Here is an 11,567-nt window from a genome sequence, read left to right as displayed (position 1 = left end):
ACAAGGCTGGATTCTATCACATCCGCCCGATTGCTTTATAGTACAATTCACCTAGTCTAGACAACCGAGAGAAATCTGTAAAATGGGGGTAGCCGCGGTGCTCCGCACCGCGGCTACCCCCTAGTTATACAATCTATACTCCACGGAGGCCACCGTGCAAAATTTGATTCGGCGCATCAAAGAAGAAGGCCAAAATCTTGGTAACGGCATTCTGAAAGTGGATAGCTTTGTCAATCATCAGGTAGACCCGCGCCTGATGGACGAAGCCGGCCAGGAGTTCGCCCGTCACTTCAAGGATATTGGCGCGACAAAAATTCTCACCGCAGAAATTTCGGGCATCGCCCCGGCAGTATTCACCGGCTTGCACATGAACCTGCCCGTCGTCTACGCCCGCAAGCGCAAACCCATCACCATGCCCGATCAGGTATTGCTCACCCTGGCTCCCTCGCACACCAAAGGCCGCACGGTGGAACTGATTATCTCGCCCGAATACCTGGCGGGCGGCGAAAACGTACTCATCATTGATGATTTTCTCGCCAGCGGAGCGACAATCATGGGGCTGGTACGCCTGGCCGAAGCCGCCGGAGCCAACCTTGTGGGCATTGGCGCCCTCATCGAAAAAACCTTCGAGGCAGGCCGCTCCATCCTGACTCCGCTCGGTGTGCCGATCGTGTCGCTGGCCGCGGTCAAATCGATGGATGGCGACAAAATTTCCTTCGCGTAAGTGTTGAAAATTGCCTCCCAACCTGTAACTTCCAACCTTCAACTTAAAACTGATATGAATTCCATCGCCATCCTCGACTTCGGCTCTCAATACTCGCAACTCATCGCCCGCCGGGTGCGCGAACAGCATGTCTACTGCGAGCTGCACCCCTGGAACACGCGCCCCGCTCGGGTTCTGGCAGCCAACCCCAAAGGGTTTATTCTCTCCGGCGGCCCCGCTTCGGTCTACGCCGCGCACGCGCCGCAAATTTCAGCTTATATTTTTGAATCCGGCTTACCCATTTTGGGGATTTGTTATGGAATGCAGGCCCTGACGCATGCCCTGGGCGGAAAGGTGGCACCTGCCCCCCAACAGGAGTACGGACTCGCTCATGTGAGGGTTCTGCACCCCAACAAATTACTACCCCCGGGCGAGGCGCGCGTGTGGATGTCCCACGGCGACCGCATCGACCAACTCCCGCAGGGTTTCGCAACCCTGGCCGAAAGCGACAACTCCCCCGTGGCCGCCATGGGCGACGCCGAACGCGGCTACTACGGCGTGCAGTTCCACCCCGAAGTGCATCACACCCCCGAAGGCCCGGAGCTGCTGCGCCGCTTCGTGACTGAAATTTGCGGAGCAGCGCCCGACTGGACACCCGACTCAATCATCGAAGACAGCATTCAGCGCATTCGGGCGCAGGTGGGCAAGAAACGCGTTCTCAGCGCCGTCAGCGGCGGCGTCGATTCGAGCGTGGCAACCGCATTGGCGCACCGCGCCATCGGCGACCAGCTCGACGCCGTCTTCGTCGATAACGGCCTGCTGCGCAAAGACGAAGCCGCGGGCGTGGTAACAACCTTCCGCGAAAATCTGGGCGTACGCCTGCATCCCATCAACGCCATCGAAGAATTTATGGAAGCGCTGCGCGGCATCACCGAGCCGGAGAAAAAACGGTGCATCATCGGCGAAAAATTTATCCGCATTTTTGAAGCGCAGGCGCAAAAACTCGGCGCGCCGCCTTTTCTGGTGCAGGGCACCATCTACCCCGATGTGGTCGAATCCAGCGCCCCCGACCGGGCACAAGGCCAGCGCATCAAATCACATCATAATGTGGGCGGACTACCCGAAGAGATGCAGTTTAAACTCGTCGAGCCGCTGCGCTATTTATTCAAAGATGAAGTGCGCGCCGTCGGGGAATCGTTGGGCCTGCCCGCCGAACTCGTCTGGCGGCAACCTTTCCCCGGGCCGGGGCTAGCCGTGCGCTGCCTGGGCGAAATCACCTGGGAGCGGCTGGAACGCCTGCGCGCCGCCGACGCCATCTTCACCGGAGAATTGGAGACCGCGGGGTTGCTTCGTATATCCCCCCCTCTCCTCGCGAAGCACCCCCGCAGGGGGCTGGGAGAGGGGCCGGGGGTGAGGGGCACCTCCCAAGCCTTCGCAGTGCTGCTCCCCGTACAAAGCGTGGGCGTGATGGGCGACCAACGCACCTATCAGGAGGCCGTTGCACTACGTGCTGTCACCACCGAAGATTTTATGACCGCCGACTGGGCGCAACTACCGCACGACCTGCTGGCACGCATCTCCAGCCGGATTGTTAACGAAGTAGACGGCGTGAACAGGGTCGTGTATGATATAACCAGCAAACCCCCGGCCACAATTGAATGGGAATAGTTCGATTTTTGAGCCTTTTTCTTGTCAAACTGCGTATATCGAATTACTGTGCTTAATTTACGGAAAACGGAGGTCCTAATGGATTTTGGCGAAATTCTCACTCGCGCATGGAAAATCATCTGGAAGTATAAAATTCTATGGCTGTTTGGTATCTTATCAAGCTGTGGGCAGGGCGGCAGCGGAGGCGGCAGCAGCGGTGGAGGAAACTCAAATTACAATTTCTCCGCGGGGGATCAAAATATCCCCCCGGAAATGAAACTCTTTTTCTTCAACGTCGAGCGTTTCTTCAACAATATCGAAACCTGGGAGATCATTGGCCTGATCGCCGGTATTCTGATCATCTTCCTGATCCTTTGGGCCGTGATGCTCGCTTTAAGCACCATCGGGCGCGTGGGGTTGATTCAGGGCACGCTGCAGGGCGATGAAGATGCCGAACGCATTAGCTTCGGCGAACTTTTCAATCGCGGCAAACCCTTCTTCTGGCGCGTGGTGGGGCTGAACCTGCTCATCGGGTTGGCGAGTTTTATCCTGGTGATGGTCTTCATTTTGCCGTTGGTACTTCTTGGCGTTCTCACCGCCGGGTTGGTGTTCTTATGTATGCTCCCCCTGCTGTGTATTCTGGTTCCCCTGGGTTGGATTCTTGGCATCATCATTCAGCAGGCCAATATCATTCTGGTGGTTGAAGATACCGGCATCATCGAAAGCCTGACGCGTGCCTGGCACTTCTTCCGCGCCCAATGGAGTAACCTGCTCATCATGGGGTTGATTCTGGGCATCGGTGGTTTCATCATTGGCATTGTGCTGGCACTGCCCATGTTCGTGATCGGCTTCTCAACGATAGTCCCAATGATCGTGGATAGCTCAGGCGGTTCTGCACCCGATCTCTTCACAACGCTAAAAACTGCCGGATTATGTATGCTGGGTTATATACCGGTACTGATCGTACTCAATGGCGTTCTCCAAACCTACCTCCACACTGCCTGGACACTAACTTATCGCCGACTCACCCAACCAATATCAGATGATCCCAGCCTGGAGGCTGACCTGGAAGAACCGTTACCGATTACGGATTCAAATTAAATACAAAACAGGGGCGGAGGGCCTCTGCGAGACCCTACGCCCCTGTTCTTCGGCCAGTCCTTCTACTGAAGTATAAAACCCTAACAATTAATCAAATAGCGCGTCCAGAATTTTGGAATCGACTCTTTTTATTTTTTCACGTATAGAAAGTTCTGTCATCTTGCGCAAACGCTCGGCCATTGTCTGCATGACGTAAAGTGCAAAATCAGGCTGCTTTTGAATTAGTGACTCAAACTTCGCTTGTTTCACGGTGACAATTTTGCAGTCAGTCAGCACCTGAGCTGTAGCGCTGCGCGGCGAACCATCCACCAGAGCCATTTCCCCAAAAACTTCATTTGAGCTTATCAGATTTACCACCACGCCTTTTAACTTCATTTCTACACTTCCAGAGATCACCACATACATAACATCTCCAGAATCCCCCTCCTTAAATATCACGGAACCGCTTTTAAATTCTTGAATATCTTCATCATTCTGGAATAAAGCTAATATATTCATGGCAACCTCTGCTGTGACTAAATTCGGATTTCTCATTCGCGGAAGCGAAAGTCCTAAATATTATACAACGATTTTCTATGCTAGAATGTAGCCATGTTTAAGCTGGTTAGCAGATTTACCCTGCTGGGCCTGATTTTGGCGCTCATCCCTGTGGGCGCAATCGCACAGAGCGCCGCTCGGGCCATCCTTCACCCACTCAATACCAACGCATTTCCGGAAATATCCACCTACCTGCAGGCATACGACAGCGGTGGTAATTTTGTGCATGACCTTACCCCTGAAAGCGTTACCATCATTGAAGATGACAAAGACTTACCGATCAGCGAAATTCGCCAACTCACTCCCGGCGCACAATTTGTGGTGGCAATCAATATGGGTCCGGCCTATGCTATTCAGGGCGCCGAAGGTTTAACCCGCTACGAGGATATCCGCCAGGCCCTCGGCGCGTGGATTGATACCTACCCTATCGATCAGAAAAATGACGATCTCAGTATCATTACCAACGATGATTTTTCGGGATTGCACTATAACCGTCCCGTAGCCTGGTTGTCGAAAATGCGCGAGTATGAACCCAATTACGATAACGCGGTTCCCAGCCTCGATCTGCTCGGCAGCGCCATCAGCATCGCGGCTGAACCCTCCCAACCCGGAACCGGACGCGGCATCCTGCTGATTACCCCCATCCCCGGCGAAGATAGTCTTGCTGCGCTGCCCAGCCTGGCGGCGCTTGCCAAACAAAGCGAAATCCGCGTATATATCTGGATGATTTCCTCGCGCGCCTATTTCGATAGCAACGGCGCGCAACGCCTGGCGCAATTCGCGCAACAAACCGGAGGGCGTTTGTTTGCCTATTCGGGGGAAGAGCCACTTCCATCCATAGACCCCTATATCGAACCATTACGCTACGCCTACAACCTGCGCTATCAATCCCAAATTTCCGAGGGCGCAACTCACCAGGTTAGCGCCCGTATCAGCAACAACTTTATCAATGCCACCAGCGAAGGCGTATCGTTTGAACTCAGCATACAGCCGCCAAACCCCATCTTTATTTCGCCCCCTCTGGAAATCCAGCGCACCGAACAAAATGCCCCCGAGCGTAATCCGAATGAATCACCGCAATTCGCCCCCCTCAGCCAAACCGTGGAAATTCTCGTTGAATTCCCCGATGGGCACCTGCGTAATTTACAGCGCACCAGCCTGTATGTAGATGGCGAAGTCGTTGCCGAAAATACAGCCCCACCCTTCGACCGCTTCACCTGGGACCTTACCAGTTACACCGAAAACACTGCGCCGCTGATCTGGGTTGAGGCCATCGACGAACTGGGTTTACGCGGCAACAGCATTGAGCATCAGGTCAGCATTCTTAACAACCTGGTTCCGTTCAGTCTCTTTACCCTTATCCGGCAAAATATGCCTTTGGCGATGGGGATCAGCGCGGCTTTGGTGCTCAGCATGGCTGCTTTTCTACTGATTTTGCGCGGCAATTTGCGCCCCAAAGCTATGGGACGGTTGATTCTGCGCAAGCGGGCGGTACCGCCCCTGGAGCCAGGCCCAGCGCAAGTAGAAGCCACACCCCCCGCAGATTTGCCCGTTGAAGAAGCCGCGCGCCCCCGGCCATCCCGCCGACGCGTTGCACAATGGGTCAATCGCATCAACTGGCCGAAACGCGGCGACTCTGCCCCGGCGCCCGATTATCTCGAACTTGATGAGGAAAACCGCATTCCCCTGCTCCAGCGCGAACTCACTTTCGGAAGCGATCCACAGCAAGCCAGCATTGTCTTTGATGACGACAGCGTCGATGCACTGCACGCGCGCCTGGTGCGCTCGGCAGATCAGCGCTTCTATCTTTCCGACGAAAGCTCTATTGCCGGTACCTGGCTTAATTTCCAGCCACTCACCACCGAGGGCGCGCCGCTGCAACATGGTGATACAATTCTCATCGGACGCGTTCAATTCCAGTACAAAATCAGCAATATACAAGAAATCCCCAAACCCAAAGTCACTCTTCAGGAGACTCTGTGATTCCAAAAGAACATGCGCATATCGTGGTGGCGGCGATCACGCACCCCGGCATGAGCGGAAAAAACAACGAAGACCGTTATGGCGTTTCAGCGCATTTGCTCAGCAAAGATGAGCCAACACCATCGCTGCTGGCAATTGTCGCCGACGGCATCGGCGGGCATCAGGCTGGGGAAATTGCCGCAGAAATTGCCGTAGACACGATCAGCAGCATGGTGGCCGAGAGCCGCGGCGATGATCCACAGGGCATTCTGGAAACTGCGATCATTGCTGCAGGGCAGGCGGTTCACGCACAATCGACATTAGACACGACCCAGCACGGTATGGGTTCTACCTGCGCCTGCGCCTGGGTTATTGATCGGCAGTTATACACGGCTACAGTCGGCGATTCGCGCATTTACCTGCTGCGCGATGGACAGATCCGCCAACTCAGTGTTGACCATACCTGGGTGCAAGAAGCAATTGAATTTGGCATTATCAACCCCGATCAAGCGCGCGGACATCCGCAGGCGCATATTATCCGCCGTTATCTTGGCTCAAAAAGCGCCACCGAACCCGATTTCCGCATCATGCTTGAAAACGGGCAAAGCAATGAGCAGGCGGTTGCCAATCAGGGTATGCAGATGCTGCCCGGCGACGGGCTGGTGCTGTGCAGCGATGGTTTGACGGACCTGGTCGATGATGATGAAATCCGGGCTGTTTTAGCGCAAAATCCGCTGGAAGCCGGGCTGCAAAAACTGGTGGATATGGCGAATGCGCGCGGCGGTCATGATAATATCACCATTGTGACGTTGGAAATCCCCAAAGATGAGCAACTAAACATCAAACCCAAGCAGAAAACCAACAAGAAATTGCTATGGTTTGCCGGAGTTCTAGCCGCGCTCTTGATGGTTTTACTTGTGGCGGCGCTGGCCTTTTTCGCCTGGCGTTTTACCAACACCCCGGCGACGCCTTCCCCCATGCCGCAGAATACGCTCCCGGCGATCATCGAAACCCAGTTCCCCCCGACACAAACACAGCAAATCGCGCCAACTGTTGCCGCAACCCTCACGCCAGAGCCTACCCCCATCCGCGAAACCTATACCCCCTGGCCGACTTCAACACCTTAACAGACCGGGAACGGATGACGGGAGACAAGGCATTATCCCGTCTTCGGTCTCCCGTCATCAAGGCAATAATGCCGAATATACCTGATTGCCCACCGCCATAAATACCTGGTGCTTTGGCCCAATTATAAACGCGCTGGCGGGTTCATCAAAGAGTATTCCCAGGGGACGATATTGGCGCTTGTAAACCATCTGCAAAGTGAAATGATAAATTGCATGGGCATCTTCATCGAGTAAATAAATCGATGGATCAGGTGGCGGCGCGAACTGAATTGCATCAAAGTCGGCCCCGGCAAAGATGGCAGCATCCTCATAGCCCTCACGCGTATCGATAAAAAGCTTCGGATTCGTGATGGAATCTTCGGCATAAACACTGGTGACGAGATGCCCGTCGTTGTACAAAAGATACAAATTCCCATCGCTGACGGTCAGATCAATGACATCTTGCATGGAAGGGGGCACCTGATCACCAAAGAAAAAATGTGGCAAATCACGGTATTCCATCGCGCCATCGTATACCCAAACCGAGCTCGTGAACGAATCGAGAATATACAAATCATTCGTATCCATTGCAAAGGCTATCGGCGTGCCCCAATTTGAACTGGGGGGCAGCATGGAATACGAAAGCTGATTTTCGCTGCCAGGGATGCACTGCACCAGATTGCCATTGCCATCCATCGCAATTAGCGCAGCCCCATTGGGATACCCCGTCGGCAGGGCTTCAATATCCATTAGCGGGCCAATAATCAACGGGCCGGGTACGGGGCCGCAGGTAAAATTCGGGTCTAGTTGATAACTGCTGCCCGTGGCTACGGCGCGGTAAACCGAACCCGAAACAGAATCCAGCATATATAACTCATTTTCGCGCGTCGCCACAATCCGTCGAATCTCCACCCCGGCGGGCAACCCCCCTTCAACGATCGGTTCGAACCTCAGACGGTCGATCATATCCAGCGAATCGAGCGCCACATTGGCATAATTGCGCAGCGTTTGCGAATCATCCGTAATCCGGTAACTTTCTGCCTGTTCCAGATAATCCAACGCTGCTTGCCAGGCAATCCGCTGCTCACTGGCGTGCTCAAACTGCTGTGCTTCCCCCACAGCCCATTGCGCCTGAGCCAGATAATCTTCATAATATCGGACGCGGCCTTTCTGAAAATAAACCACAGCCGCGACTGTCACTACGATCAATGGAATAGCCACAGCCCCAAATGCCATCGTTGAACTCGGCAGCGACATCAGCGACTCATCCGGTAACATGCGCCTGAATAATGTTTGCAGGGCGCTCAAAATTTGCTGCAACGTCGTAGCGATGGCGCGTGCCATCGTCTTTAGGGCTGCCCCACCAGCATTGAGCGCTCGCGCTGCGGCAGGCTCCTGTGCAGACATGGGCGTTTCGGCCTCCGCACTGACCCGGGTTGGGGCAACGGATACGCCCGAAATTTTACTCACAGGGAGGGATGAGGGCGCTGGTACTTCAGAGCGCGGGGGCGATGCTGCCTGCTCGCGAACCGGGCGGCGCGTGGCCGCTTCAGCCTTCCGGACGGGCGTTGCTTCTTTTTTGGGGGATTCCTCTACGGGTCTGGTGCGCGGCTCCGAATTCACTCGCGGCGACACCAGGCGCATCCCCCCCTTTCCTTTCTTCGCCATCAGCATCGCCGCCTCAATATCCCCCGCGGCACGGCGCACAAGGCGCTGATACAAATCTCCCGCTGCCAAACCATGCAAATTGCGCAGCGTGGTTGTGTTCCAGGTTAACGGTGGGTTGGGAGAAACGAGCAATACATCACCAGGATGCATCTCTGCCTGGTGAAAGTGCAGCTCCGGAACTCGACTTAGTCCCAACCCGCGGCCCTTTGTCGATGGATCATAGAATTGCTTTGCCCCATCTACAAAAATTAAATAGGCTTGAGAAGCGCCGCTTTGTAATAAATATAAGTGATTGGCGCGCATCACCCCCAGGGCCAGTACGCCAATCGCCTGGCGGCCGCGACTGGCAACATTCATATTGCGCTTCAATAAAAGTTCGTTCAGTTTTTCTGCCACCGAACGCATCGCGGCCGTTGCGGAGCCGGTAGTTTTAAAATACAAATCGGCCACTTGTGCCAGCAGCGCATCCAGTTCTTTAGGCGATAAAGGCGCGTTCCCTTCCAGCGTCAGGTAAACAAAAAAACGATCCCCAGAACGCCCGCGCGCCGCGCGCCGCGGCGCATCGGCAGCGTATACCCCCGGGAGTTTGGGGCGGTCTTTGCCAGCTTGCCGCCATAAAGGTAGTAAGAATAAATCAAGAGAAGAAGTCATAATAAGGGTAATTTTCCCAGAAAAGCCGTGACTACCATTATACTGGTAAAATGATGTCTCTTGCCAGTTTTTAGATAATCCAGCACAATACCCTAAAGAGCACAGACAGCTCACAGACCACAAAGAAATTCATCGCTCCCATCGTCTTAATTAACGAAACTATGCAACTACAAATTATCCACACCCCCACAGAATTTAATGCCCTTGCATCCGAGTGGAATACGCTGCTCGCGCAGAGCGCCAACAACATCCCCTTTTTACGCCACGAATACCTCACGACATGGTGGAACACCTTGGGCGGCGGCGAATGGGCACAAGGCGAACTCTATATCATCATCGGGCGCGACGAAGCCGGAAGCCTGCAAGGTATTGCCCCGCTCTTCTTACACGAAAAAACGGTCATGTTCATCGGCAGCCATGAAATTTCCGACTACCTCGATTTCATCGCTCCCGCAGATCAGCTAGAACCCTTCATCGCAGCCGTACTGGATCATTTTATGAGCGACACGGCCCCGATCTGGGATGTGTTCGATTTGTATAACCTGGTCGAAGGCACAGATATTCTGACCTTGCTCGAAGCTGGCGCGCGCCAACGGGGGTTGCACTACACCCAAGAGCAAATTCAACCCGCACCGCGCATCCCCCTGGCCGAAAGTTGGGAGGCCTACCTAGAGAGCATCCAGGGCAAACAACGCCGCGAGATCCGCCGCAAACTACGCCGCGCCGAGGGCTTTTACGCCCCCGTTGAGTGGTATATCGTCGAAGATGAAGCCCAACTCGACGATGAAATTGACGCCTTCATGACGCTTATGGCTTACGACCCCGAAAAAGAAAAATTTCTCACCGATGTGATGAGCGGGCAAATGCGCGCCGCCGTGCATACCGCCTTCCGCGCCGGATGGCTGCAACTGGCTTTTCTCATCGTAGGGGGCGAGAAGGCCGCCGCTTATCTCAATTTCGACTACGATAATCAGATTTGGGTCTACAATTCTGGGATCAATTTCAAATTTCAGGAACTCTCCCCCGGCTGGGTGCTGCTGGCCTATCTCATCCAATGGGCCATCGAGCGCGGCCGCACCACCTTCGATATGATGCGCGGCGACGAAATCTACAAATACCGCTTCGGCGGCGTGGATCAGTTTGTGATACGGGCGCAGATACGAAAATAGTCCCTCTCCAATTGGGAAAGGGAATTCAAGTCTGGCCCCCTCTCCCCACGGGAGAGGGCGGGGGTGAGGGCAAAGCCTACAACACTTCCGTCAAATCTAAACCGCGCGCTACAGCGCGTTCACTCATCCAGTCGGATTCGCGCGGCGGCACCGGGCGTAGTTCATCTTCGGGTCGGCGCACCAACACCAGGGCCTCGTCTGGGCAGGCCGGCACACACACACCACAGCCCACACAACGCAATCCGCTAACTTCCATCACAAATTCTTCCCCCATTGCTAAAGCATCAAATTGACAATAATCCACACAAGTTTCGCAGCCCTGACAAAGATCAGGGTCAACCTGGTTAAGGAATGCCGAACGCGCCACAACGTTAGCCATCCCCATCTCGGCCATGCCGCGCAGCACGCCGCACGAACAGGTGCAGCAATTGCAAACGTAGTGCAGGCCCTCTTGCGTATTGCTGACCGAGTGCACCAGCCCGGCATCGGCGGCGCGTTTGAGCGTGGTGTGGGCTTCTTCTTGCGTAAGGGCGCGGACAACTTCGTTGCCATCAAACGCGCCGGGGCGTTTGCTGAAGATCATGCATGTATCTTCGATGGGGTGTGAACAGGGGTCGCCGATCAGGTCTTTTTGCTTGCGGCAAATGCAATCCATCACACCCCAGGCGTTGGCCGAATCGACAATGCCAGTGGCACTCTCGAAGGGATGCACTTCCATATCCACCTTGACGGTTTGATTGACGGGAATGACACGATGCACGGCAGGCTCGACCGCCAGCACGCGGCTATACGCACGTTGGTAATAGTCTTCGAAAAGCTGCGCCAATTGCGCATCAATTCGGCCAATTTGCATCTCGTAAATACCCACCACGAAGGGCAGCAGGCCATAGCCAAAACCGCCTTCTGCTCGACCCGCGTTAATAAGCCCTTTACGCAACATCGTTTTGAGCATATTCTTGGTCGTTTTAACATCGCCACCTAAACGCGCGGCGATCTGCTGCGGCGTTTCCAGCGTCAGACGCA

The 11,567-nt window shown here is 54.6% G+C and carries 9 protein-coding genes; 6 read left to right on the top strand and 3 right to left on the bottom strand.

The features are described from left to right. The first annotated feature begins 154 nt into the window (after positions 1-154). From xpt to HN413_09405, 3 genes are all read left to right on the top strand, one after another. Positions 155-724, top strand: a complete 570-nt coding sequence (xpt, locus tag HN413_09415; GenBank protein ID MBT3390617.1) for a xanthine phosphoribosyltransferase — start codon at positions 155-157, stop codon at positions 722-724. 54 nt (positions 725-778) lie between these two features. Next, positions 779-2,371: a glutamine-hydrolyzing GMP synthase gene (gene guaA / locus HN413_09410; protein MBT3390616.1), complete on the top strand. Its 1,593-nt coding sequence runs from the start codon at positions 779-781 to the stop codon at positions 2,369-2,371. Between the two features lie 78 nt (positions 2,372-2,449). Next, complete coding sequence (locus HN413_09405) at positions 2,450-3,451, top strand: hypothetical protein (protein ID MBT3390615.1); 1,002 nt, start codon at positions 2,450-2,452, stop codon at positions 3,449-3,451. Positions 3,452-3,538: 87 nt separating this feature from the next. Here HN413_09405 and HN413_09400 read toward each other — a convergent pair whose 3' ends face one another. After that, positions 3,539-3,949, bottom strand: coding sequence for a Crp/Fnr family transcriptional regulator (locus HN413_09400; protein MBT3390614.1), 411 nt, complete (start codon positions 3,947-3,949; stop codon positions 3,539-3,541). A 93-nt stretch (positions 3,950-4,042) separates the two neighbouring features. Between HN413_09400 and HN413_09395 the strand changes: the two genes are divergently transcribed. Both HN413_09395 and HN413_09390 read left to right on the top strand, forming a co-directional pair. Continuing rightward, complete coding sequence (locus HN413_09395) at positions 4,043-5,971, top strand: FHA domain-containing protein (protein MBT3390613.1); 1,929 nt, start codon at positions 4,043-4,045, stop codon at positions 5,969-5,971. Next, a complete protein-coding gene (locus tag HN413_09390; protein MBT3390612.1) occupies positions 5,968-7,077 on the top strand; it encodes a serine/threonine-protein phosphatase in 1,110 nt (369 codons plus the stop codon). Before HN413_09395 ends, HN413_09390 begins: the two co-directional genes overlap by 4 nt. A gap of 57 nt (positions 7,078-7,134) precedes the next feature. On the opposite strand, the gene HN413_09385 is transcribed toward HN413_09390, so the two are convergent. Next, positions 7,135-9,375 (bottom strand): hypothetical protein, encoded by a 2,241-nt coding sequence (locus HN413_09385; protein MBT3390611.1) that lies wholly within the window; start codon positions 9,373-9,375, stop codon positions 7,135-7,137. Between the two features lie 161 nt (positions 9,376-9,536). Between HN413_09385 and HN413_09380 the strand changes: the two genes are divergently transcribed. Next, positions 9,537-10,544 carry a GNAT family N-acetyltransferase gene (locus tag HN413_09380; protein MBT3390610.1) on the top strand — a complete coding sequence of 336 codons (1,008 nt, stop codon included), beginning with the start codon at positions 9,537-9,539 and terminating at the stop codon, positions 10,542-10,544. A 76-nt stretch (positions 10,545-10,620) separates the two neighbouring features. On the opposite strand, the gene HN413_09375 is transcribed toward HN413_09380, so the two are convergent. Beyond that, positions 10,621-11,567 (bottom strand): 4Fe-4S binding protein (locus HN413_09375; GenBank protein ID MBT3390609.1); only part of this gene is annotated, 947 nt, incomplete at its 5' end.

This window comes from Chloroflexota bacterium (genome assembly GCA_018648225.1).
Lineage (GTDB): Bacteria > Chloroflexota > Anaerolineae > Anaerolineales > UBA11858 > NIOZ-UU35.
The sequence above is the reverse complement of the archived record's forward strand: the minus strand, read 5'-3'. Positions and strand labels throughout refer to the sequence as shown.

Bases quoted from the DNA above. Each gene is read 5' to 3' on its own strand.
- HN413_09395 (MBT3390613.1), top strand. From the start codon at position 4,043: ATGTTTAAGCTGGTTAGCAGATTTACCCTGCTGGGCCTGATTTTGGCG.
- guaA (MBT3390616.1), top strand. From the start codon at position 779: ATGAATTCCATCGCCATCCTCGACTTCGGCTCTCAATACTCGCAACTC.
- HN413_09385 (MBT3390611.1), bottom strand. From the start codon at position 9,375: ATGACTTCTTCTCTTGATTTATTCTTACTACCTTTATGGCGGCAAGCT.
- HN413_09380 (MBT3390610.1), top strand. From the start codon at position 9,537: ATGCAACTACAAATTATCCACACCCCCACAGAATTTAATGCCCTTGCA.
- HN413_09400 (MBT3390614.1), bottom strand. From the start codon at position 3,949: ATGAATATATTAGCTTTATTCCAGAATGATGAAGATATTCAAGAATTT.
- HN413_09405 (MBT3390615.1), top strand. From the start codon at position 2,450: ATGGATTTTGGCGAAATTCTCACTCGCGCATGGAAAATCATCTGGAAG.